This is a genomic window from Halomonas sp. MCCC 1A13316 (genome assembly GCF_014931605.1).
In the GTDB taxonomy this organism is placed as follows: Bacteria; Pseudomonadota; Gammaproteobacteria; order Pseudomonadales; family Halomonadaceae; genus Halomonas.
In genome coordinates, this window is record NZ_CP053382.1 from 2,007,973 (window position 1) to 2,032,657 (window position 24,685).

18 protein-coding genes are annotated in these 24,685 nt (G+C 63.0%); 10 read left to right on the forward strand and 8 right to left on the reverse strand.

Translation table 11 applies throughout. The features are described 5' to 3' along the window. Positions 1-46 precede the first annotated feature (46 nt). On the reverse strand, positions 47-1,540 hold the full coding sequence (gene amaB, locus HNO52_RS09355) for an L-piperidine-6-carboxylate dehydrogenase (RefSeq protein ID WP_197568860.1): 1,494 nt from the start codon (positions 1,538-1,540) through the stop codon (positions 47-49). Positions 1,541-1,661: 121 nt separating this feature from the next. Between amaB and gcvA the strand changes: the two genes are divergently transcribed. Continuing rightward, complete coding sequence (gene gcvA / locus HNO52_RS09360) at positions 1,662-2,549, forward strand: transcriptional regulator GcvA (protein ID WP_197568861.1); 888 nt, start codon at positions 1,662-1,664, stop codon at positions 2,547-2,549. Between the two features lie 76 nt (positions 2,550-2,625). Here the strand turns inward: gcvA and HNO52_RS09365 are convergent, their stop codons facing one another. Both HNO52_RS09365 and HNO52_RS09370 read right to left on the reverse strand, forming a co-directional pair. Further along, a complete protein-coding gene (locus tag HNO52_RS09365) occupies positions 2,626-4,329 on the reverse strand; it encodes an AMP-binding protein (protein WP_197568862.1) in 1,704 nt (567 codons plus the stop codon). Between the two features lie 97 nt (positions 4,330-4,426). Beyond that, positions 4,427-4,867 carry a MerR family transcriptional regulator gene (locus tag HNO52_RS09370; protein ID WP_197568863.1) on the reverse strand — a complete coding sequence of 147 codons (441 nt, stop codon included), beginning with the start codon at positions 4,865-4,867 and terminating at the stop codon, positions 4,427-4,429. Between the two features lie 236 nt (positions 4,868-5,103). Between HNO52_RS09370 and HNO52_RS09375 the strand changes: the two genes are divergently transcribed. The 6 genes from HNO52_RS09375 (at position 5,104) to HNO52_RS09400 (ending at position 12,398) form a co-directional block, all read left to right on the forward strand. Next, complete coding sequence (locus HNO52_RS09375; RefSeq protein WP_197568864.1) at positions 5,104-6,270, forward strand: acyl-CoA dehydrogenase family protein; 1,167 nt, start codon at positions 5,104-5,106, stop codon at positions 6,268-6,270. A 19-nt stretch (positions 6,271-6,289) separates the two neighbouring features. Next, positions 6,290-7,444, forward strand: a complete 1,155-nt coding sequence (locus HNO52_RS09380) for an enoyl-CoA hydratase/isomerase family protein (RefSeq protein WP_197568865.1) — start codon at positions 6,290-6,292, stop codon at positions 7,442-7,444. A gap of 61 nt (positions 7,445-7,505) precedes the next feature. Continuing rightward, positions 7,506-8,408: a 3-hydroxyisobutyrate dehydrogenase gene (gene mmsB, locus HNO52_RS09385; protein ID WP_197568866.1), complete on the forward strand. Its 903-nt coding sequence runs from the start codon at positions 7,506-7,508 to the stop codon at positions 8,406-8,408. A gap of 67 nt (positions 8,409-8,475) precedes the next feature. Beyond that, positions 8,476-9,891: an MATE family efflux transporter gene (locus HNO52_RS09390; protein ID WP_232090689.1), complete on the forward strand. Its 1,416-nt coding sequence runs from the start codon at positions 8,476-8,478 to the stop codon at positions 9,889-9,891. An 82-nt stretch (positions 9,892-9,973) separates the two neighbouring features. Further along, complete coding sequence (locus HNO52_RS09395; protein WP_197568867.1) at positions 9,974-11,155, forward strand: acyl-CoA dehydrogenase; 1,182 nt, start codon at positions 9,974-9,976, stop codon at positions 11,153-11,155. Between the two features lie 25 nt (positions 11,156-11,180). Continuing rightward, positions 11,181-12,398, forward strand: a complete 1,218-nt coding sequence (locus HNO52_RS09400; RefSeq protein WP_197568868.1) for a CaiB/BaiF CoA transferase family protein — start codon at positions 11,181-11,183, stop codon at positions 12,396-12,398. Here the strand turns inward: HNO52_RS09400 and ppsR are convergent. Continuing rightward, complete coding sequence (ppsR, locus tag HNO52_RS09405; RefSeq protein WP_197568869.1) at positions 12,395-13,228, reverse strand: posphoenolpyruvate synthetase regulatory kinase/phosphorylase PpsR; 834 nt, start codon at positions 13,226-13,228, stop codon at positions 12,395-12,397. The genes HNO52_RS09400 and ppsR overlap by 4 nt on opposite strands. Positions 13,229-13,479: 251 nt before the next feature. Here ppsR and ppsA point away from each other — a divergent pair, with 251 nt between their 5' ends. Beyond that, positions 13,480-15,852, forward strand: coding sequence for a phosphoenolpyruvate synthase (gene ppsA / locus HNO52_RS09410; RefSeq protein ID WP_197568870.1), 2,373 nt, complete (start codon positions 13,480-13,482; stop codon positions 15,850-15,852). 105 nt (positions 15,853-15,957) lie between these two features. Beyond that, positions 15,958-17,787 carry a gamma-glutamyltransferase gene (gene ggt / locus HNO52_RS09415; RefSeq protein ID WP_197568871.1) on the forward strand — a complete coding sequence of 610 codons (1,830 nt, stop codon included), beginning with the start codon at positions 15,958-15,960 and terminating at the stop codon, positions 17,785-17,787. Positions 17,788-17,819: 32 nt separating this feature from the next. Here ggt and HNO52_RS09420 read toward each other — a convergent pair whose 3' ends face one another. The 4 genes from HNO52_RS09420 to acnB form a co-directional block, all read right to left on the reverse strand. Then, positions 17,820-19,691: a glycerophosphodiester phosphodiesterase family protein gene (locus tag HNO52_RS09420; protein WP_197568872.1), complete on the reverse strand. Its 1,872-nt coding sequence runs from the start codon at positions 19,689-19,691 to the stop codon at positions 17,820-17,822. 88 nt (positions 19,692-19,779) lie between these two features. After that, on the reverse strand, positions 19,780-20,268 hold the full coding sequence (gene rraA, locus HNO52_RS09425; RefSeq protein ID WP_197568873.1) for a ribonuclease E activity regulator RraA: 489 nt from the start codon (positions 20,266-20,268) through the stop codon (positions 19,780-19,782). Between the two features lie 133 nt (positions 20,269-20,401). Next, on the reverse strand, positions 20,402-21,007 hold the full coding sequence (locus HNO52_RS09430) for a porin family protein (protein ID WP_197568874.1): 606 nt from the start codon (positions 21,005-21,007) through the stop codon (positions 20,402-20,404). A gap of 349 nt (positions 21,008-21,356) precedes the next feature. After that, positions 21,357-23,960 (reverse strand): bifunctional aconitate hydratase 2/2-methylisocitrate dehydratase, encoded by a 2,604-nt coding sequence (acnB, locus tag HNO52_RS09435; RefSeq protein WP_197569166.1) that lies wholly within the window; start codon positions 23,958-23,960, stop codon positions 21,357-21,359. Positions 23,961-24,210: 250 nt separating this feature from the next. Between acnB and HNO52_RS09440 the strand changes: the two genes are divergently transcribed. Next, entirely contained in the window at positions 24,211-24,663 is a 453-nt protein-coding gene (locus HNO52_RS09440) for a DUF1289 domain-containing protein (RefSeq protein ID WP_197568875.1), read from the forward strand. Positions 24,664-24,685 lie beyond the last annotated feature (22 nt).

The following is a 24,685-nucleotide window of genomic DNA, read 5'->3' on the forward strand; positions in this document are numbered from 1 at the left end:
GAAGGCCCCGGCGAGCCGCCGTGCCGGGGCCGATGGTGCGACGGGTTCAATCGAACTTGATGCCCTGGGCGAGGGGGAGCTCCCGGGAGTAGTTCACGGTATTGGTCTGGCGGCGCATGTAGCTCTTCCACACGTCGGAGCCCGATTCGCGGCCGCCGCCGGTTTCCTTCTCGCCACCGAAGGCACCGCCGATTTCCGCCCCACTGGGGCCGATGTTGACGTTGGCGATTCCGCAATCGCTGCCTACCGCTGAGACGAAGGTTTCGGCTTCGCGTACGTCGGTGGTGAAGATGCAGGAAGAGAGCCCCTGAGGCACGTCGTTGTTCAGTGCAATGGCCTCACCGAGCTGCTCGTAGTCGATCACGTAGAGAATCGGTGCGAAGGTTTCGTGTCTCACCAGGTCGTCCTGACCGTCGACCTCGACGATGGCCGGCGCCACGTAGTAGCCCTTGGAATACTGCTCGGCCAACTGGCGCTGGCCGCCGAACACGCTGGCACCCTGCTCGCGGGCCTGGGTCAGCACTTGCTGCATGCTATCGAAGGCCTGGCGATCGATCAGCGGGCCGATGAGGTTGCCTTCGAGCGGGTTGCCGATGCTGACACCGGCATAAGCCTGCTTGAGGCGGGTCACGACGTCCTCCTTGATGGAGCGGTGCACGACCAGGCGACGCAACGTGGTACAGCGCTGCCCGGTGGTGCCCACCGCTGAGAAAAGGATGGCGCGCACGGCCATGTCGAGATCGGCGCTGGGCGTCAGGATCATGGCGTTGTTGCCGCCGAGCTCGAGAATGCTGCGGCCGAAGCGGGAGGCAACACGGGGGCCTACCTCGCGGCCCATGCGGGTACTGCCGGTGGCGCTGATCAGGGGAACCCGAGGGTCGTCTGCCAGTTGCTCGCCGGCGGCGCGCTCGCCAGTGATTACCTGGCTGAGGTGCCGAGGGGCGTCGTCGCCGAACTCGGCCATGGCGCGCTGCAGCAGCGCCTGGCAGGCAAGGGCCGTGAGCGGCGTCTTCTCGGAGGGCTTCCACAACAAGCTGTCGCCGCATACCAGTGCCAGCGCCGCATTCCATGCCCAGGGAGCGACGGGAAAGTTGAAGGCAGTGACCAGGCCCACCGGGCCGAGCGGGTGCCAGCTCTCGCGCATGTGATGCCCGGGGCGCTCGGAGGCGATGGTGAGGCCGTAGAGCTGGCGGGACTGACCCACGGCCAGGTCGCAGATGTCGATCATCTCCTGCACTTCGCCGAGCCCCTCCTGGAGGATCTTGCCGCACTCCCAGGTCACCAGGGCACCAAGGTCCTCCTTGTGGCGACGCAGTTGTTCGCCGAACAGGCGGACCAGTTCGCCGCGGCGCGGGGCGGGCACCTGGCGCCAAGCCGCGAAGGCCTGCTGGGCGTTGGCGATGGCCGTGTCGACTTCGTCGGGGGTGGCGATGTGCACGCGCCCGATCTCGCTGCCATCGATGGGAGTGGAGACCGCGATCTCACCGTGCTGGTACTGTTCGGGCGCCACGCCGAGACGCTGCAAAAGGGATTCGATCATTCTTTCTCCTATCGTTCTTGTCAATGAATGTCGTGGCACCCAGTATTGCTAGTGTCAGCGAGCAGCAACAAGCGACGATTACGATGCATATCATTCCTTAATTTCATGCTATGTGGCCTACATGAGTCGACGACATCTCCCTTCCCTTGCCGGGCTTCAATGCTTCGAAGCGGCGGCCCGACACTTGAGCTTCACCCGTGCGGCGGATGAGCTGAGTCTGACCCAGAGTGCCGTGAGCAAGCAGGTCGCACAGCTGGAATCGATCCTGGAGCATCCCCTGTTCCGGCGGATCCGGCGCCGCCTGCACCTCACGCCCGAGGGAGCAATCTACCTGAGCGAGGCACGCAAGATTCTCGCCCAGGTAGAGATGTCGACGCGCTACATGCAGTCCTATGGCGGAGACGCCGATGTGCTCAATGTCGCCACCCTGCCCACCTTCGGGGCGCGCTGGCTGATACCGAGGCTCAACGGCTTCCGGTTTCGTTACCCGAACATCAATCTCAATATCAGCAATCGCGTCGAGCCATTCGACATGCAGCAGGAGCGGGTGGAGGTGGCGTTCTTCTTCGGCCATGGTGCCTGGCCCAAGGCCGAGTGCATCAAGCTGCTCGACGAGGAGATCGTGCCGGTCTGCTCCCCGCAGGCGCTGGAGGGGATGAGCGTGGACGAACCCTTGGCCCTGACCAGGCTGGTGTTGTTGCAGAGCACTACCCGGCCGGAAGCCTGGCACGACTGGTTCGATGCCCAGGGGCAGTACACCGAGCACAGCTACCATGGGCCGCGCTTCGATACCTTCTATATGGCGCTGCGGGCGGCGCAGGCCGGATGCGGTGTGGCATTGGTGCCGCGCTTTCTCGCCCAGGAGGAGATCGACGAGGGCAAGCTGGTGGTTCCCTGGCCCTTCAGCCTGAAGAGCCAGGACGCTTACTATATGGCCTACCCCGAACACATGGCCGACCTCTACAAGGTGCGAGCCTTCATCGACTGGATTGGCGAGCGCACGGCGTGAGGCGGTAAACGGAAAGCGCCCCTGACGAAGCAGGGGCGCGGTGAGGGGCGGGCTGGTGTGGAGCGCTGCTATGCGTTCAGGCCAGGCCCAGCTCGTGGGTGGCTTCCTCGCGCATCTTGAACTTCTGGATCTTGCCGGTGACGGTCATCGGGAATTCGTCGACGAACTTCACGTAGCGCGGGATCTTGTAATGCGCGATCTTGCCCTTGCAGAACTCCTTGAGCTCGTCGGTCGACAATCGCTGCCCGTCCGCCAGCTTGACCCAGGCCATGACCTCTTCGCCGTACTTCTCGTCGGGTACGCCGATGACCTGCACGTCGGAGATGGCCGGGTGGGTATACAGGAAATCCTCGATCTCGCGCGGGTAGATGTTCTCGCCGCCGCGGATGATCATGTCCTTGATGCGGCCGACGATGGCGACGTAGCCGTCCTCGTCCATGGTCGCCAGGTCGCCGGTGTGCATCCAACCGGCGCCGTCGATCGACTTGGCGGTGGCCTCCTCGTTGTTCCAGTAGCCGAGCATCACGCTGTAGCCACGGGTGCACAGCTCACCGGACTCGCCGCGCGGTACTACCGCGCCGGTCTCGGGACTGACCAGCTTGACCTCCAGATGGGGGTGAATGGTGCCCACCGTGGTCACGCGCTTCTCCAGCGGGGCGTCGGTCTGGGTCTGGGTACTGACCGGGCTGGTTTCGGTCATGCCGTAGCAGATGGTGACGTCTTCCATGTGCATCTTGTCGATGACCTTGCGCATCACCTCGATGGGGCAGATCGAGCCCGCCATGATGCCGGTTCGCAGGGTGGAGAGGTCGTACTGGGCAAAGTTGGAGTGCTCGAGTTCGGCGATGAACATGGTTGGTACGCCATACAGCGCCGTGGCTTTCTCGTCGGCGACCGCCTTGAGGGTGGCTTCAGGCTCGAAGCCATCGCCCGGGTAGATCATGGTGGCGCCGTGAGTCACGCAGCCCAGGTTACCCATCACCATGCCGAAGCAATGATAGAGCGGCACCGGGATCACCAGGCGGTCCTTTTCGGTGAAGCCCATGGTGCGGGCGACGAAGAAGCCGTTATTGAGAATGTTGTGATGGGAGAGCGTGGCCCCCTTGGGTGCTCCGGTGGTACCGGAGGTGTACTGAATGTTGATCGGCTCGTCGAATTGCAGCGTGGCCTGAATGTCGGCCAGATGTTCGGCTGAGACTTCATCGGCGTGCGCCAGCATGCTCTGCCAGCTGAACATGCCGGTCAGTGCACGCTCGGCGTCGAGGCACACCACGCGCTTGAGCTCGGGCAGCTTGGCGGCCGAGAAGGTGGAGGGCGCACCCTCGCGCAGCTCCGGTGCCAGCTCGGCGAGGGTGGCGACATAGTCTGAGGTCTTGAACAGGCCCTGCAGGATCAGCGTCGAGGCGCCGGATTGCTTGAGCGCGTATTCCAGCTCGTGAGTGCGGTAGCTGGGGTTGATGTTGACCAGGATGGCGCCGATCTTCGCAGTGGCGAACTGGGTAATGGTCCACTCGGCGCAGTTGGGCGACCAGATGCCCACTCGGTCGCCTTTCTTCACGCCCAGGGCGAGCATGGCGCGGGCTGCCTGGTTGACCGCCTGCTGCAGTTCCTTCCAGGTGTAGCGCAGCCCTTGGTGCAGGCTGAGCAGGGCGTCGCCGTCGGGAAAGCGCGCGACCGTAGCGTCGAAACAGTCGCCAATGGTTTCACCCTTCAGCGGCGTGTCGCTGATGCCGCTGACGTAACTGTTGGGGACGCGTTCTTGAAGTGCTTGGCGTGTCATCGTGTTACCCGTCTTGTTGTGGCAGTTTGCATTAATCGATTGTCGCTGGAATGCCGACCACTGGGGCTGTCACTGCAAGGACGCCGCGGCGTTTCGGTCAATTCTGGTCGAGGCGCTCCAGGACTTCCCGTGCGCGCATCTCCACGTCATCGAGTTCGCGCTGCATCAACCGTATGTCCTCCAGCTGACGCTCCATGTTGCTGCGCTTGTCGGTGAGGATTTCCAGCAGGCGCTTGAGCTGGCGCGCGTTGCCATCGGGCATGGCGTCGTACATCTCGATGACCTCGCGAATCTCGGCGAGCGAGAAGCCCAGGCGCTTGCCGCGCAGGGTCAGCTTGAGGCGAACGCGATCCTTCTCATGATAGATGCGGGTCTGGCCGCGGCGCTCCGGTGCCAACAACCCTTCCTGTTCGTAGAAGCGGATGGTGCGTGGCGTCACCTCGAACATCCGGGCCAGTTCGCCGATTGAGTAGGTGCGGCGGTGCCGGGGCAGGCTGCCGTTGACCGCGAGTGTGGCTTCCGGTTTGGGTGTGCTCATTGCTACCTTCCTATGAGTAGGGCGGGCCGTCGCGCGGTGCCTCGCCACGTATTCGCAACACTAGACGACGTTGACGTTAACGTAAAGTGGTTGTCGACCAAGGGATGTGTGCGGTAAAACCTAGCAAGTGCTAGGTTGGTCGGCATCAAGCGCCTTGCGTTACCCCGCTCAAGCGGCGGGGACTGAGTCGCGCTTAGACATGCGGCCTGACGTACAAAACACACGAGGTTACCCCGATGGATTTCTCACTTTCCGATGACCAGCAGGCGCTCGTCCAGGCTGCCGCCGATTTCTCTCAGGCCGAGCTGGCCGACCATGCCGCCGAATGGGACGCCACCTCGCACTTTCCGGTCGAGGTCATTCGTCGCGCCGGCGAAGCGGGGTTCCTGGGCATCTACATTCCCGAAGATCGCGGTGGCCTGGGGCTGTCGCGGCTGGATGCCTCGCTGATCTTCGAACAGCTCTCCCAAGGCTGCATCTCCACGACCGCCTATCTTACCATTCACAACATGGTCGCCTGGATGGTGGCGAGCTGGGGCAACGAGGCGCTACGCGAGACGTGGGTCGAACGGCTGATCAGCGGCGAGTGCCTGGGCTGCTATTGCCTGACCGAGCCCGGTTCCGGCTCGGATGCGGCCAGCCTGCGGACCAAGGCCGTGCGCGACGGTGACGAGTATGTCATCAGCGGCTCCAAGATGTTCATTTCCGGCGCCGGCGCCAATGACGTGCTGGTGGTCATGGCCCGCACCGGCGCAGCCGACAGCGGTGCCGGCGGGGTTTCTGCGATTCTGGTGCCGGCGGATGCTGCAGGCATCGAGTATGGCAAGAACGAAGAGAAGATGGGCTGGAAGAGTCAGCCCACGCGCCTGGTCAGCTTCGATGGAGTGCGCGTGCCGGTAGGCAATCGCCTGGGCGAGGAGGGCGAAGGTTTCAAACTGGCCATGAAGGGGCTTGACGGTGGGCGTCTGAACATCGCCAGCTGTTCGCTGGGGGCGGCCCAGCACGCCCTGAGCCTGTCGCGCAACTATCTGCAGGAGCGCAAGCAGTTCGGCCGCGAGTTGGCACATTTCCAGGCGCTGCAGTTCAAGCTGGCCGACATGGCCACCGAGCTCACTGCGGCGCGGTTGATGGTGCGCAATGCCGCCTGGCGGCTCGACCAGGGCGACCCGGAGGCCACCGCCTACTGTGCCATGGCCAAGCGCTTCGCCACCGACATGGGCTTCAGTGTCTGCAACGAGGCACTGCAGCTGCATGGCGGATATGGTTACTTGAGAGAGTTCCCCCTGGAACGCATGGTGCGCGATACCCGAGTGCACCAGATTCTCGAGGGCACCAATGAGATCATGCGTGTGATCGTGGCCCGCCGCCTGCTGGCGGATGGTGTGATCGAGGCGCTGCAATAATCAGAAGGAGAATAGTGGCATGACGGATCTTGCGGTCATCTTCGATGAGTTGCCAACCCGCGGCGGGGGGAGGATCGGTGTCGCCACCCTCAACTCGCAGAAGTCGCTCAATGCATTGACGTTGGACATGGCGCGACAGTTGGATGCCAAGCTCGAGGCCTGGGCAGTGGATCGCAGCATCGTCGCGGTGTGGTTGGAGGGGGCGGGGGAAAAGGCCTTTTGTGCCGGTGGTGACGTGGTGGCGTTGTACCACTCGATGACCGAGGAGGGCGACAACTGCGGTGCCGGCCGCGACAGCCTCTTCGCCGAAACCTACTTCACCACGGAATATCGCCTCGACTACCGCATCCATACTTACCCCAAGCCGGTTCTGGTGTGGGGTGACGGAATCGTCATGGGCGGTGGCCTGGGCCTGATGGCGGGTGCCTCGCGGCGTTTGGCAACGCAGACCACGCTGATCGCCATGCCTGAGATCACCATCGGTCTCTACCCCGACATCGGCGCCAGTTGGTTCCTCAATCGCATGCCGCGGGGAGTAGGGGCCTATCTCGGGCTCACCGGGGCCCAGCTCAACGCTCGCGATGCACTGGACCTGGGGCTGGCCGACCACTTCGTGCCGCGCGAGCGACGCGATGCGTTGCTCGAGGCCCTCGGCGAAGCCGATTATGGCTCGCATAGCCCTCGCGACCTCGAGGCCGGAGTGCAGCGGGTACTCGACGAGCTCGAGGACCGCACTCAGGCACCGGATGCTCAGGTCTGGCCGCTGGTCGATCATCTCCAGGCCCTCTGCGGTCAGGTCGATGCGCCGATGGCGGTGAAGCGTATCCTGCAAGACGATCGCGACCATGCGTGGCTTGCCGCCAATCGTAAGCGGCTCGAGGCCGGCAGTCCGCTGAGTGCCCATCTGGTCTGGCGCATGCTCGAGCGCCATCGTCATACCAGCCTGGCCGATGCCTTCCGCGATGAGCTCAACCTTTCGGTGCAGTGCTGCCGCCAAGGCGATATCGCCGAAGGGGTGCGTGCTTTGCTGATCGACAAGGACAAGAACCCCAAGTGGCTACACGAGAGTGCCGACAAGGTACCTGAAGCGGATCTACAGGCGCTGTTGGCTCCGCTGTGGAACGAGGAGGAGCATCCTTTGAGCGACCTTGGCAGTGGCAAACGATGGACCTGAACGCGATACGCCTATTGATTCCAGACATGCTTTTCTGTAACGACAATCAGGAGCAGCTCACATGAAAATCGCCTTCATCGGCCTCGGCAACATGGGTGCCCCGATGGCCCACAATCTGGTCAAGGCCGGCCATGAAGTCAGCGTCTTCGACCTGGTCGATGCCGCCATGAAACACCTTGAGGAAGCGGGTGCCCGTGCTTGCGCCAGCGCCCAGAGCGCGGCCAGTGATGCCGAGGTGGTCGTCTCCATGTTGCCGGCCGGCCAGCATGTGCGCCGTCTCTATCTCGGTCGCGAGGATTCGCCGGGGCTGTTCGATGCCCTGGAAGGCAAGCCGCTGATCATCGATGCCTCCACCATCTCGCCGGAGGATGCCCGTTTCGTAGGCACCGCGGCCACCGAGCGCGGCCTGACCTACCTCGATGCGCCGGTCTCCGGCGGCGTGGGAGGCGCCCAGGCCGGTACTCTGACTTTCATCGTCGGTGGTAGCCAGGCCGGCTTCGAGCAGGCCAAGCCGGTGCTCGAGGGCATGGGCAAGAACATCTTCCATGCCGGCGAGATCGGTGCTGGCCAGGTGGCCAAGATCTGCAACAATATGCTGCTCGGCATCCTCATGAGCGGTACCGCCGAGGCCTTGGCCCTGGGCGTCAAGAACGGCCTCGACCCGGTCGTGCTGTCCGAGATCATGAAGCAGAGCAGCGGCGGCAACTGGGCGCTGAACGTCTACAACCCCTGGCCTGGCGTGATGGAGGGCTCTGCCGCCTCGCGCGACTACCGGGGCGGCTTCCTTACCGACCTGATGGCCAAGGACCTGGGGTTGGCCTGGGAGCTGGCGCTGGGTTGCAAGGCCACGGTGCCGATGGGGTCCCAAGCGCGCAACCTGTTTGCCTTGCACTCGGCACAGGGCAACGGTGGGCTCGACTTCTCCAGTATTCAGAAGCTCTATCGGGCAGGCGAGGATAGCTGAACCCCGCTTTTGGCAGCTTGGCGAGAAACGGGCACAATCCTTTGCTCGTTTCTCGTTTTGAGGTCCCATGTCTACTTCCCCTTCCTCGGCTGAAGGCGTTTCGCGACGCCCCATGCGCCGCGAACTGCTCGAAGGCCCCATTGCGCTGACCCTGCTGCGCAAGTGCCTGCCCGTGGTGGGCGGCATGATTGCCATGATGAGCTTCAACCTGGTCGATACCTGGTTCATCGCCAGGTTGGGGGCAGTCCCGCTGGCGGCGGTGTCGTTCACCTTCCCGGTGGTATTCGCGGTGATCAGCCTGGCCATCGGTCTGGGTATCGGCACCTCGGCGGTGGTGGCGCGACGCCTGGGCCAGGGCGATATCGAGACCGTGCGGCGACGCGCCACCGACGCCGCGCTGCTGGCGCTGGTAGTTGGTGTGCTGTTGAGCCTGCTCGGCCTGGCCACGCTCGAGCCGCTATTCCGGCTCTTGGGGGCCGATGCAGCGCTGATGCCGCATATCCGGAACTACATGGGTATCTGGTACCTGGGCGCGGCGGCGGTGATCGTGCCGCGCGTGCTCAACAGCGTGCTGCGCGCCCAGGGCAATACGCTCATCCCTGGGCTGATGATGGCGCTGGCCGCATTGCTCAACGGTCTGCTCGACTGGCTGCTGATCTTCGGCGTGGGGCCGTTCCCGGCGCTGGGTGTACAGGGCGCGGCCTTGGCCACGCTGCTGAGCTGGAGCGCGATGACTGCGGCACTGTTCGGGCAACGTGAGCTGCGCGACTGTCTCGATCTGCGCCGACTCACCCTTGGTGGGCTCGTGGGTTCTTGGCGCGAGCTGTCGCGAATCGCCTTGCCCGCCGCCATCACCAGCGTATTCACACCCTTGGCCCTGGCGCTGATAACTCGCATCGTCGCCGGTCATGGCCACCATGCCGTGGCCGGCTATGGTGTCGGCACGCGCATCGAGGCCATCGCCCAAATCGCCGTGCTGGCACTCTCTATGACACTACCACCGCTGGTCAGCCAGAACGTGGGGGCAGGGCAGCACGAGCGCGTACGGCGTGCCATCTTCGGTTGCTTCGTTTTCGTGCTGGCATGGCAGCTCGGCGTATGGCTGTTGCTGCAACTATTGGCCCCCTGGCTGGTGGCTGGCTATACCGCTGGGGAAGCGACGGCAGCGGTGCTACGCGACTTTCTGTGGTGGGTGCCGCTGGGTCTCGGCGCCCAGGGCGTGGTGATCCTGGCGGTATCCTCGTTCAATGCTTTGCACGAACCCTCCCGAGCCATGCGTCTCTCGGTGATTCGTTTGTTTCTGCTCACGGTTCCGCTGGCCTGGCTGGGTGGTGCGATAGGAGATACCCAGGGCATCTTCATCGGCCTGTTCCTGGCCAACGTGCTGGTGGGACTGGTGGCGTGGCGAACCCTGCATCGGCGGCTCGATGCCATGCGTGCCGAAGAGGTAGAACTCAGGGGCGGTTCAGTCAATTCTCTTTAGAAAAAAGTGGCGAAGGCTTGGCAGAGGATCTAGTTTGGTCTACATTTGTTAAAAATGTAGAAATTATTTCAGGAGAGCCGCCATGAGCCAGATCACCCCCGTGACTTGGGAAGACCCGTTCCGCCTGATCGACCAGCTCGACGAAGACGAGCGTATGGTCCTTCAGACCGCCCACGACTACTGTCAGGACAAGCTGATGCCGCGGGTGCTCGAGGCCAACCGTTACGAGCGCTTCGACCGTGAAATCATGAACGAAATGGGCGAGCTGGGCCTGCTCGGCGCAACCATCGACGGCTATGGCTGTGCCGGCATGAACTACGTCAGCTACGGTCTGATCGCCCGCGAGGTTGAGCGCGTCGATTCCGGTTACCGCAGTGCCATGAGCGTGCAGTCGAGCCTGGTGATGTATCCCATCCACGCCTTCGGCAGTGAAGCGCAGCGCGAGAAATACCTGCCCAAGCTGGCCACCGGCGAGTGGGTGGGGGCTTTCGGCCTCACCGAGCCGGACCACGGCTCCGACCCGGGCAACATGTCCACGCGCGCCGTGCGTACCGAGAATGGTTGGCGGCTCAACGGCACCAAGACCTGGATCACCAACTCTCCGATCGCCGACGTTTTCGTGGTGTGGGCGCGGGACGAGGAGGGCGTGGTCAACGGCTTCATTCTCGAGAAGGGCATGACGGGGCTTTCCGCCCCCAAGATCGAAGGCAAGTTCAGCCTGCGTGCCTCCGTTACCGGGCAGATCGCCATGCAGGATGTGGAAGTGACCGACGAACAGCGCCTGCCGGGCGTCACCGGGCTCAAGGGGCCGTTCTCGTGCCTCAACCGCGCCCGTTACGGCATCGCCTGGGGCAGCATGGGGGCCGCCGAGGCCTGCTGGCACGCTGCCCGCCAGTACACACTCGACCGCAAGCAATTCGGCCGTCCGCTGGCCGCCAATCAGCTGATCCAGAAGAAGCTCGCCGACATGCAGACCGAGATAGCGCTGGGCCTGCAGGCGGCGCTGCGCGTGGGCCGCATGATCGATGCGGGCCAACTGGTCCCGGAGGCGATCTCGCTGATCAAGCGCAACAACTGCGGCAAGGCACTCGACATCGCCCGTGTCGCCCGCGACATGCACGGCGGCAACGGCATCGCCGACGAGTACCACGTCATTCGCCACATGATGAATCTCGAGGCGGTCAATACCTACGAAGGCACCCACGACGTGCATGCACTGATTCTTGGTCGGGCGCAGACGGGCCTGCAAGCTTTCGCAAATTGAATACGCGGCGACGCGAGGAGTGAGCATGAGCCGACCGCTGGAAGGCATCACGGTGCTCGATATGTCGCGTGTGTTGGCCGGCCCCTGGGCCGGTCAGCTGCTTGCCGACCTCGGGGCGCGCGTGATCAAGATCGAGCATCCCCAGCGTGGTGACGACACCCGTGGCTGGGGGCCGCCGTGGCTTGATGAAGATCTGGAGGCGGGAAGTGACGTCGAGAGGGTGGCGGCCTATTTTCTGTGCGCCAACCGTGGCAAGCAGTCGCTGGCGGTAGATATCGCGAGCGAGCGGGGCCAGGCGCTGATTCGCCAGCTCGCCGAGGGCGCCGATATCATGCTCGAGAATTTCAAGGTCGGCGGTCTGGCCAAGTACGGTCTCGACTACGCCAGCCTGAAGGCGCTCAATCCGCGTTTGATCGGCTGTTCGATCACCGGCTTCGGTCAGGACGGGCCCTACGCACACCGGGCCGGCTACGACTTCATGATCCAGGCCATGGGCGGATTAATGAGTATCGGCGGCGAGCCGGACGGCATGCCGATGAAGACCGGTGTGGCGATCACCGACGTGATGACGGGGCTCTACGCCACCATCGGCGTGCTTGCGGCCCTGCACGAGCGAGACCGCACCGGCGAAGGGCGACACGTGGACGTGGCGCTGCTCGACGTACAGGTAGCGGCGCTGGCCAATCAGGCACTCAACGCCCTGGTCAGCGGCGTCTCGCCCGAACGCCATGGCAACGCCCATCCCAACATCGTGCCCTATCAGGCCTTTGCCTGTGCCGACGGTCATCTAGTCCTGACGGTGGGCAACGACAGCCAGTTCACGCGGTTGGCCGAACTGCTGGGCCATCCCGAATGGGCTGATGATCCGGCATATGCCACCAATGCCGCCCGCGTGGGCAATCGTGGCGTATTGGTGCCGCTGATCCAGGCGATCTTCCTGACGCGCAAGCGCGACGAATGGCTGGCCGAGCTCGAGGCTCGCGGCATTCCTGCCGGGCCGATCAATACCATCGCGGAAGTCTTCGACGATCCCCAGGTCAAGCACCGGCACATGCAGCGCACGCTCAAGCGCGGTGAGCTCGAGGTGCCGCAGGTGGCCTGTCCATTGCGCTTCAATAGCCAGCCCGCCGTCAGCGAGGTAGCACCGCCCCGGCTGGGCCAGGACAGCGATACGATACTCGCCGAGATGGGCCTGAACGCCGACGATATCGAGCGGCTGCGGCGCGAGGGTATCGTTCGTTAGCGCGGCGAGAAGCGCCGAGTCAGCCCCGTCTCGGCGATCATGCGGGTCGAGATCTCCTCGATGGAGAAGCGTGTGGTGTCGATATAGGGGATATGCATCTGGCGATAGAGCCCTTCGGCCTGCTCCACTTCCTGGACGCACTGATCCAGCGAGCTGTAGCGGCTGTTGGGGCGCCGTTCATGGCGAATGGCGGTCAGCCGGCGAGGATCGATGGTCAGTCCGAACAGTTTGTGGCGGTACTGGGCGAGGGCCCGTGGCAGCTTGAGACTGCCGTCCTCGTCGAGATCGTCCTCGGTGAGCGGATAGTTGGCGGCGCGTATACCGAACTGCAGGGCGAGATAGAGCGAGGTCGGCGTCTTGCCGCAGCGTGACACCCCGACCAGGATGACGTCGGCCTGGTCGTATTGGTGGGTGCGAGCACCGTCGTCGTTATCGAGGGCGAAGTGGACCGAGTGGATGCGATCCATGTAGACCTCGTCCTGCCCGATGGAGTGAGTGCGGCCCACGGTATAGCTCGAGTGAGTGCCGAGCTCCTTTTCCAGCGGCTTGAGGAAGGTCGAGAAGATGTCGATCTTGAAACCGGGCGCGCTGCGGATAACCTCGCGGATCGATTCGTCGACGATGGTGTCGATGATGATCGGCTCCTCGCCATCACGCGCCGCGGCGCCGGTAATGATATCGACCAGGGTTCGCGCCTTGTCGATGGTGTCGATATAGGGCTTGGTGAGCATGCGCAGCTCGACGTTCTCGAACTGCGCAAGCAGGCTGCGACCCAGGCTCTCGGCGGTAATGCCGGTGCCGTCGGAGATGAAAAAGGCGGTTCGGGACATGGCGTCGAGGGTATCCGTGATGATTCGAATATCTCATTGTCACGGCTCGTGGCGCCGTCGGCAAGGCGTGATGCTAGTGACATTGGATAACCTTTCGACTACAGGAAACGCAAGAATCCGGCAGTTGTTGTAAAAAACCTCCAGTGACTTCGATGTTAGACCAATGGCGAATATGGCCGCTTGCGTTTAAGGTGGGCAGCATTGCGCTTTTCGCCTGAAGTCTAGGCAACGGACATCATTGGAGGGATAACGTGGAAGACTACATCCTGTGGTTCGATCAGCTCGGCATGGACGATGTGGAGCGGGTGGGTGGCAAGAACGCCTCGCTTGGCGAGATGATCTCAAATCTTTCGGGTGCCGGCGTGACCGTGCCCGGCGGCTTTGCCACCACGGCCCATGCCTACCGTGAATTCCTCGCCCATGAGGGCCTCAACGAGCGTATCAACCAGGCTCTGGCTCGGCTCGACGTCGACGACGTCGCCGAACTCTCCCGCGTGGGTGCCGAGATTCGCCAGTGGGTGATCGACACGCCGTTGCCGCCTTCCTTCGAGGAGCATCTGCGCAGCGCCTATGACCAATTGGTCAGCCAGCACCCTAACCTCAAGGCGGCTGTACGCAGCTCGGCTACCGCCGAGGACTTGCCCGATGCTTCCTTCGCGGGGCAGCAGGAAACCTTCCTCAACATCGAGGGCTTCGACAACATCAAGCGTGCCGTACACGAGGTGTTCGCCTCGCTGTTCAACGACCGTGCCATTTCCTATCGCGTGCACCGCGGCTACGCCCACGAGAACGTGGCGTTGTCGGCGGGCATTCAGAAGATGGTGCGCTCGGAGACCGGTGCCTCTGGCGTGATGTTCACGCTGGATACGGAATCGGGCTACCGCGAAGCAGTGTTCGTCACCGCTTCCTGGGGCCTGGGCGAGACGGTAGTGCAGGGCTCGGTCAACCCCGATGAATTCTACGTGCACAAGTCGACCCTGGCCGCCGGTCGGCCTGCGGTGCTGCGGCGCAACCTAGGCTCCAAGCTGATCAAGATGATCTACAGCGACGATGCCAGTGCCGGCAAGTCGGTCTCCACCGTGGACGTACCGCTCAGTGATCGTGCCCGCTTCTGCATCAGTGACGATCAGGTGATGGCGCTGGCTCGCCAGGCGGTCACTATCGAGCAGCACTACGGTAGACCGATGGACATCGAGTGGGCGCTGGACGGCGACGACGGCGAACTCTACATCGTCCAGGCGCGTCCGGAGACCGTGGTATCCCAGCAGGAGGGCGGCAAGCTCGAGCGTTTCCACCTCAAGGAGAAGGGACGCACGTTGGTCACCGGCCGGGCTATCGGCCAGCGAATTGGCCGCGGAGCAGTGAAGATCGTGTTCACCCCGGAAGAGATGGACAAGGTCAACGCCGGCGATGTGCTGGTCACCGACATGACCGACCCCGACTGGGAGCCGATCATGAAGCGCGCCTCGGCGATCGTAACCAATCGCGGCGGTCGTACCTGCCACGCGGCGATTATCGCACGCGAGCTGGGTATACCCGCCGTGGTGGGCTGCGGCGACGCCACCGAGATTCTGGAGGACGGCCGCGACGTTACGGTTTCCTGCGCCGAAGGCGACACCGGCCATGTCTACGAGGGCCTGCTGGATTACGATCGGCGTGTTACCAGCGTCGACTCGATGCCCGAGATCCCGTTCAAGATCATGATGAACGTCGGCAACCCCGACCGCGCCTTCAGCTTCGCCAGCTTGCCTCATGCCGGCATCGGCCTGGCGCGCCTGGAGTTCATCATCAACCGCATGATCGGCGTGCACCCCAAGGCGCTGCTCGAGTACGACACCTTGCCACTCGACCTGCAGCAGACCATCAACCTGCGTACTGCCGGCTATGCCAGCCCCGTGGACTTCTACGTCGACAAGCTGGTCGAGGGTATTTCTACCCTGGCGGCGGCGTTCCACCCGCAGCGGGTGATCGTGCGGCTCTCCGATTTCAAATCGAACGAATACGAGAACCTGATCGGCGGTAAGCTCTACGAGCCGGGCGAAGAGAATCCCATGCTCGGCTTCCGTGGTGCCTCGCGGTATATCTCCGATGCCTTCCGTCCCTGCTTCGAACTCGAGTGTCGGGCGCTCAAGCGCGTGCGCGATGTGATGGGATTCGACAACATCGAGATCATGGTGCCGTTCGTGCGCACTACCGAAGAGGCGCGTGAGGTCGTCGAGCTGATGGCGGCCAATGGCCTCAAGCGAGGTGACAACGGCCTCAAGATCATCATGATGTGTGAGTTGCCGGCCAATGCGCTGCTGGCCGAGGAATTCCTCGAACACTTCGATGGCTTCTCCATCGGATCCAACGACCTGACCCAGCTGACGCTGGGCCTGGACCGCGACTCGGGTATCGTGGCGCACCTGTTCGACGAGCGTAATCCTGCGGTGAAACGCCTGCTGGCCATGGCCATCCAGGCCTGCAAGGCCAAGGGCAAGTACGTCGGCATCTGTGGCCAGGGCCCCTCCGATCACCCCGATCTTGCCAAATGGCTCATGGAGCAAGGCATCGACTCCGTTTCGCTCAACCCTGATGCAGTGTTGGAAACCTGGTTCATGCTAGCGGGTGAGACACTCTCATAGTAAAGTTTGCTTTAGTTACAAACTTGCCCGATTGATGGCTCTCAATCGGGCTTTTTTTCGCCTATGCTGTACACCTCTTACATGGAGTTACCGAGAGGCCCACTCATGGACATCCGATCAGTTTCCTTTCGTCGATACTGGTTAGTTACCGTTACTTCAGCTTGCATGCTGGGCACGCCGCTGTTGGCAACTTCCGAGGTGGCCTTTCAGTACGAAGCCCCGGCCATCGAGCCGGAGGCCGCGTCAGGCTATAACGAGAAACCCGGCTGGGCCACCGAGAGCTTTGCCGTGGCGGCAGCCAATCCCCTGGCCACCGATGCCGGCTACCAGGTGCTGAAGGCCGGAGGCTCGGCAGTGGATGCTGCCATCGCCGTGCAGATGGTGCTGACCCTGGTGGAGCCCCAATCGAGCGGCATCGGCGGCGGCGCTTTTCTGATGCATTACGATGGCAATGAGGTGAAGACCTACGATGGACGCGAGACGGCTCCTAGCGCAGCCAGCGAGTCGTTGTTCCTCAATGGCGAGGGCGAGCCTCTCGAATTCATGGACGCGGCGGCCAGCGGTCTCTCTGTCGGCGTACCTGGAACCGTGCGCATGCTCGAAATGGCTCATGAAAAACATGGCAACCTGCCCTGGGCGGAGCTGTTCGCGCCAGCCATCACCTTGGCCGAGGAAGGCTTCGAGGTCAGTCCCCGGCTGCATAGCAGCCTTGCTGCCGAGGAGAGGCTTCGCGATGACCCGCTTGCCGGCGAGTTCTATTACACCGAGGAGGGTGAGCCACTGCCTCAAGGGCATCAGCTGAAGAACCCGGCACTCGCCGAGATCCTGCAGGATATTGCCGAGAACGGAAGCAAGGCGCTGCACACCGGACCAATTGCCGAGAATCTCGTCCAACGGGTGCAGAGTCATCCCGAACGGCCGGGGGCGATCAGCCTGGAGGATATGGCCACTTATGTAGCGAAGGAGAGAGACCCGCTGTGTACCGACTGGCAGGATTACCGAGTCTGCGGTTTCCCGCCGCCGTCTTCGGGGCATCTCACTATCATGCAGATACTGGGCATTCTGGAGAACCTGCCGGCCCTCGATGAGCCGCTGGAGGAGGACCGCCCCAGCACCGAGTGGCTGCACCGTTTCCTCGAGGCGTCACGGCTGGCCTTCGCCGACCGCAACAAGTACATCGCCGATCCGGACTTCGTCAATCCTCCCGGCGGCGACTGGAACAGCATGCTTGCTGAAGAGTACCTGGACGAGCGTGCCGAACTGGTCGAAGAGAGCAGCATGGGGCCCGACGGGGCCGAACCAGGCAATCCCGGGGACGTGGAAACGGCTTGGGCCGTGCAGCCCTTGCAACCCGAGTACGGTACCAGCCACATCAGCATCATCGATGAAGAGGGCAATTCCGTGGCCATGACCACTACCATCGAGTCTGCTTTCGGCTCGCGTATCCTGACCGACGGCGGCACCGGGCTACCGGGTGGTTACCTACTCAACAATGAGCTCACCGACTTTTCGTTCCGACCGCTGGACGTCGACGGATCGCCGATCGCCAACCGTGTCGAGGCCGGCAAGCGGCCACGCTCCAGCATGAGCCCGACGCTGGTATTCGACCGTGAGAGCGGCGAGCTGATCGCCAGCCTCGGCTCGCCGGGCGGTGCTGCGATCATCCATTACACCGCCAAGGCTCTGGTGGCCATGCTCGACTGGGGGCTGGATGCGCAGGAGGCGCTCGACCTGCCTCATGCCATTACGCTGGGTGGTCCGGCCTACCTCGAGGAGGGGCGCTTCTCGGCTCAAGTGATCGAGGAACTCAACCAACTCGGCCACGAAGCCAGTGAGCGTGAGCTGGTCAGTGGCCTGCAGGCGATCCAGCGCACCGAGGAAGGATTCTTCGGTGGCGCCGACCCGCGCCGTGAGGGTGTGGTGATGGGGAATTGACCCGCTTCGGTGACACCCGTCTGGGCGTCACATCAACGCCTTAGCCAATTGCGCAGCTTCACCAGCAGGACCTCACCGTCACTCAATTCGCGGCGGTCGTGGATAAGTTCGGCGAGACGGTCCGGATAGTCAGTGATGATGGCGTCCACGCCGAGGTCGATCAACTGCGACATGCGCGCCCGGTCGTTCACCGTCCAGGCGTGCACCTCGTAGCCAAGTTTACGCGCCAGCCGTATCTCGTTGTCGGTGATGCGGTTGTGGCGCAGCCCCAGGGCGTCGAAACTGCGTCGATCGAGGGTGCCGGGCATGACCAGTTGGGCCAGCAGGGTCACGCGCAGGTCCGGCTCGCGTTTCTTGATCTTGTCCAGTACGCGTGTCGACATTACCGCCAGTCGTGTCTCCCCGCTCACGTCGGGGCTGCCACAGCGGGCGGCCTGTGCCGGCGTCACCCGAGCGAGGCACTCGCGCCGCGCCTCGGTCTCGCGCCGCATGGTATCGAGCACGGCCTCCACCAAGGCGTCTTCCGTTCCCGGGTCCGGCTTCATGTCGATCATCAAGGCGCTCTTGCCGCGCACCGCCGCGAAGGCCTCGGCCAGAGTAGGGATGCGCTCCCCGATGAAAGCATCGCCAAACCAACTGCCAACGTCGTATTCGCGCAACTCCTCGACGTTCATCTCCTGCAAACTGCGTGGGTCACCGGTCAGGCGCTGAAGGCTTCGATCGTGGTATAGCACGACCTCGCCATCGGCCGTCAGCTGTACGTCGACCTCTACGTAGTGGGCGCGATCCTCATTCGCGCGCTTGATCGCCGACAGAGTGTTCTCTGGCGCAGCCATGGAACTGCCGCGGTGCGCAATGATGGCGACGGTATCGCGAAGCTCGAAGCTATTGACGATCCACCAGGCCTGGAGCAGTGCAAACAGCAGTACGACCATTTCAACGCCCCAGGCGAGACGGCCCGGATGGGCATCGGGTGGCGGTGCAGCAGGGCGAGGCTCACGATGAGCCAGGCGCAGGTAGAGGCAGGCGGAGAGCAGCGCATTCGCCGCAATGCCGATGAAGGTAATGGCCAGCGTTGCCAGGACGTAGCCGGTCATATAGGAAAGCATGGCGGGGATCAGTACCGCATTGCGCTCCGGTAGCCACCACAGCAGGGGGGTGAAAACGTGATCGAAGAGCGAACTGGCAAGAAAGGGCAGGGCAACGATGATCAGCAGGACGAAGATCACGACCAAGGCTACCTTGCCGCGATGGCCCCGGGTCAGTTCACGGCTGCGTTTGAGTGAGGCAACTGCCGAAAGGTTTTCCAGCGTGGCCACCGGCAACGCCAGGATCCAGCGCACGTAGAGCCATGCTGCAGTGAGGACCCAGCCGAGCATTAGCGGTACAGCGGTAGCCAGGAAGTACCACAGTGCTGGCGGACGCAGGCGCAGCACGTAATAGGGATCCAGTCCGCCGATGATAAGCCCGTATAGCCAGCCCAGCAGCAGCGCGACGGGCAGCAATAGCAACAGATGCGTGCCCACCTGGAGCACCACCAGGCCGGCCAGGACGGGTAGCCGGCGCAGAGTCTGCCAGAGGGCGGTGAAGGCCAACTGGTAATGATTGTCTCGACGCTTGACCGCCACCAGGATCATGCCGGCTTGCTGCAGATAGAGAATCAGGAAGGTGAGGCCGATGGCCGCCAGCAGCCACAGTATGCCTGCTGGGCTAAGTAGCAAGTCGAGCAGTGCGGCATTGGTGACGACAGGGCGGTCGAAGTGTCGTAGCAGGCCGGTCAGGGTCCAAGCGACGCCAGGCAGCAGTAAGCTCGAGGCGAGCAAAGTGAAGAAGAGGTGGTACGCCACCAGCGGACGCAGGTGCTCTCGCAGGCTGCGCAGCACATCCACGCCTAGTGACGTCATCGGTATGGAGACTCTCGCTGCGGATTCATGCCATTAGCGTGGCATCGCGGTCGCTTGCTGGGCAAGTGCCGCCGCGATGCCGGCAGGCTCAAGTGTCGAGAGGCAGTCGCTCGTCGGCTACCACGATGCCATTGTTGTCTGCATACAGCCACTGCCCGGGGCGCAGGGTAACGCCGGCAAAGGTGACCGGAATATCGCGGCTACCCTCGCCGCGTTTTTCGCTCTTGCGAGGATGCGCGCCGAGGGCCTGCACGCCAAGATCGGTCTCGGCCAAGACGTCTACGTCGCGTACGCAGCCATACATGACGACACCCGACCAGCCATTGTCCACGGCCTGCTCCGCCAGCATGTCGCCGAGCATAGCGCAGCGATGGGAGCCGCCGGCATCCACTACCAGTACGGCGCCCTCACCGGGTTCGCCGACGGCCTGCTTGACCAATGAGTTGTCCTCGAAGCACTTGATGGTGCGCACCGGCCCGCAGAAGGCCTCGCGGCCTCCGAAACCGACGAAGATCGGGTCGAGCACCTGCACGTGCGGATGGGCATCGCAGATATCGGGCGTGATGATTGCGCTCATCGCGGATTCCTTGCCTGGGTGAGGATGGTCGGATGATGCCATGGTTCGTTCGAACGGACTCTCGTCGATTCGTCGCAGGCGAACTCGACACCGGACATGATCCGGTGTCGTAGGTCTTGGTCGGAGGCAAGAGCTAGAAACGAAGCCCTACCGAGGCGGTAAAGGTATCGATGGTATAGTCGCTGTCGAAATCGTAGCGTTCGTACTCGGCGCGGATCAGCACCGGGTTGAAGTTGAACTGGGCGCCGAGGCCGTAAACCGGATCGAAGCCATCGTTGTTCTGAAGGTCTATGCTGGCGTCGCCGAGGTTGCCGTCGACGTCGGTCTCCCAACTGGCGGCCCCGACCTTGGCGTACGGGGTGAACCAGGTTGTGATCGGGAACTGGCCAACCAGATTGGCGCCGTAGGCGGTCGACTCCAGGTCGGTATTGGCACCGTCGTTGCCCCGCAGGCGTACACGCCCAAGGTCGGCATAGAAAGCCTCGGCGGCCAGGTAGCGGTTGAACTGATAGCCGGCAAAGCCTTTCCAGACGTTGTCGTCGTCGTCGAGGTCGAAGTCGCTGGCACCGCTGTCGATGAAGTTGTCCACCTCTTCACGATCGTTTTCCAGCGAGCTGAAGCCGGTGCCCAGGCCCAGATAGGCATATCGCTCGTGGGGTTCGGCTTGTGCCTGGGCACCGGTGGCCACGAGTAGCGAAGCGGATACGATTGTTGCGGTGAGGAGCATTCTGGTTGGCATGTTCTGACTCCTTGAAAAGTCCCTCGGGCTGCGTTGGGAGTCACGCTTACCTGCGCTTGGCAAGTGTGTACGAAGCCCAGCCTTGAAATCCCTCTTTTTCTCATGCGCAGTCGACCAAGCCGACCGTGCTCGACGCATGTAGGCTTTCTAAACGTAGACTCGCGTCTATCTCCGCTCAAGGAGCGGCGAGTAAAATAACGTACCGAGGCGTCGCCGAGCGGAGACGGCAATAGGAAAATTGATACAAAAAAAGCGCCCCGTAAGGGGCGCTTCGTTCATCGGCTCAGGTACCAGGTACCATCGATGTTGCGAGCATCGGAGTCGAACTGATTCGATTGAATCCAGAGTATCAGGCTTCCTGAGCAACCGGAATCACATTGGAAGCGGCGTTCTGGTACTCCTCGATTTCATGGAAGTTCATGTAACGATAGATCTCGCCGGCCATGGCGTCGAATTCTCCCATGTAACGCTGGTACTCCTCGACGCTCGGCAAGCGACCTTCCACCGCTGCCACCGCGGCCAGCTCGGCCGACGCCAGATAGACATTGGCGCCATCGCCCAAACGGTTGGGGAAGTTACGCGTGGAGGTGGAAACCACGGTGCTCTTGGCCGCGACACGGGCCTGGTTGCCCATGCACAGTGAGCAGCCCGGCATTTCCATGCGCGCTCCGGCGCGACCGTAAATGCCGTAGTAACCCTCTTCGGTGAGCTGGTGCTGGTCCATCTTGGTCGGCGGCGCCAGCCACAATCGGGTCTTCAGGCTACCTGCAGGCTGCTTTTCGAGCAGTTTGCCGGCAGCGCGGAAGTGGCCGATGTTGGTCATGCACGAGCCGATAAAGACCTCGTCGATTTTCTCGCCGGCCACCTCGGAGAGCAGGCGGGCGTCGTCCGGGTCGTTCGGGGCGCAGAGCACCGGCTCCTTGAGCTCGGCGAGGTCGATCTCGATGACCTCCGTGTACTCGGCGTCCTTGTCGGCGCGCATCAGGCTCGGGTTGGCCAACCACTCTTCCATTGCCAGGATGCGGCGCTCGATGGTGCGCTTGTCGCCGTAGCCGTTGGCGATCATCCATTTGAGCAGGGTGATGTTGGATTTCAGGTACTCGGCCACGCTCTCTTCACCCAAGGTAATGGTGCAGCCGGCGGCACTGCGCTCGGCGGAGGCATCGGAGAGTTCGAAGGCCTGCTCGACGGTAAGATCCTCCAGACCCTCGATCTCCAGCACGCGACCGGAGAAGGCGTTCTTCTTGCCCGACTTCTCGACGGTAAGCAGACCCTGCTTGATGGCGTAGTAGGGGATCGCGTGGACCAGGTCACGCAGGGTCACGCCGGGCTGACGCTTACCTTTGAAGCGCACCAGCACCGACTCCGGCATGTCCAGCGGCATCACGCCGGTAGCCGCGGCAAAAGCCACCAGGCCGGAACCGGCCGGGAAGGAGATGCCGAGCGGGAAACGGGTGTGGGAATCGCCGCCGGTGCCTACGGTGTCAGGCAGCAGCATGCGGTTCAGCCAGCTGTGAATGATGCCGTCGCCCGGACGCAGCGAGACGCCGCCGCGGTTCATGATGAAGTCGGGCAGGGTGTGGTGGGTCTCCACGTCGACCGGCTTCGGGTAGGCGGCGGTGTGGCAGAACGACTGCATCACCAGGTCGGCCTGGAAGCCGAGGCAGGCGAGGTCCTTGAGTTCGTCGCGGGTCATCGGACCGGTGGTGTCCTGTGAGCCCACGGTGGTCATCTTCGGCTCGCAGTACATGCCCGGGCGTACGCCCTCCATACCGCAGGCCTTGCCGACCATCTTCTGGGCCAGGGTGTAACCCTTGCCGGTGTCGGTGGGCTGCTCTGGCAGGCGGAAAACGTCTGACTGGGGCAAGCCCAGCGACTCGCGCGCCTTGCCGGTCAGGCCGCGGCCGATGATCAGCGGGATGCGGCCACCGGCGCGCACCTCGTCGAGAATCAACTGAGTCTTGAGCTCAAAGGTGGAGACTACTTCGTCGGTGCCGTGCTTGCACACCTTGCCTTCATAGGGATATACGTCGATGACGTCGCCCATCTCCATCTTCGAAACGTCCATCTCCACGGGCAGGGCGCCGGAATCTTCCATGGTGTTGAAGAAGATCGGGGCGATCTTTCCGCCGAAGCAGAATCCACCGGCGCGCTTGTTGGGCACGTTGGGAATGTCGTCGCCGAAGAACCACAGCACCGAGTTGGTGGCGGACTTGCGCGAGGAGCCGGTGCCGACGACATCGCCGACGTAGGCGACCGGGAAGCCCTTGGCCTTCACTTCCTCGATCTGCTTGAGCGGGCCGGTGGTACCCGGAACTTCGGGCACGATGCCTTCGCGCTCGTTCTTGAGCATGGCGTTGGCATGCAGCGGGATATCGGGGCGCGACCAGGCGTCCGGCGCAGGGGAGAGGTCATCAGTATTGGTCTCGCCCGGCACCTTGAACACGGTGAGGGTGATCTTTTCGGCCAGCGCAGGCTTGGACAGGAACCACTCGGCGTCGGCCCAGGACTGCATGACGTCCTTGGCCACGGCGTTGCCGGCGCGGGCGCGCTCTTCCACGTCATGGAAGGCGTCGAACATCAGCAGGGTGTGCTTGAGCTGCTCGCCGGTTTCCTTGGCCAGCTCGGCGTCGTCGAGCAGCTCGACCAAGGAGACGATGTTGTAGCCGCCCTGCATGGTGCCCAGCAGCTTGACGGCATGGACCTTATCGACCAACGGAGACTCTGCCTCGCCCTTGGCGACGGCGGTGAGGAAACCGGCCTTGACGTAGGCTGCCTCGTCGACGCCCGGCGGAACGCGATTGGTCAGCAGGTCGAGAATGAACTCCTCTTCGCCGGCCGGCGGGTTCTTCAGCAGTTCGATCAGCGCGGCGACTTGCTCGGCATTCAGGGGCTTCGGCGGGACGCCCTCGGCGGCGCGTTCTTCGACATGTTGGCGATAGGCTTCAAGCACGTTGGGGGCCCTCATCTGGTGTGTTGCCCAAGGCGGGTCGATACGGCGACGAACATCGTCTAACTGCCTGCCTTGGCGGGTGTAACAACCGTAGTCACTGGGTGGCGCGATTCTACGGGAAACTGTCGACAATGTTAAGTTGGCCCTTTCCGCCGAGGCCTAGACTTTGGTCGTCGCGATGTTTGCTGAACTACAGCGTGCCAGTCAGGGCGGGGCGCGTTACCATTGTCGAATAAACAAGGGGAAGTGAATGTGCGCACGTATCGCCTCGCCGTGCGTGGGGCTCTGTTCGACGACGCTGGGCGATCCGGTATGCCGGGGTTGCCAGCGAACGGATGACGAGATCGTGGTATGGATGGCCTTGTCCGCCGAGCAACGTGACCTTCGCATCGCGCAGTTGGATGCCTTGCGCGAACGTGTCGCCGCCCGCTTTCTGCAAGTGACTGACGAAGCCCGTCTCGAAGCGCAACTGCGCCAGCATCGTATCCGCTTTCGTCCGGAGCAGCCGCCGTTGTCGCGTGCCGTTGAGTTGCTACGGGTCGGGCGCGATCGTATTCGCGAGCTGCATCGCTACGGCCTGGCGCCACTGGGGAGCGCTGCGGGACTGAGTCCCGCCGACCTCCATGTGCGACTCAGCGAGCAGTTGGTGGTAGAGGCGAACGAGCGACGATGCGCGGACCGGGTTTCGATTCCCCACCGCTAACCGCACGATCCAGATTGCCGAG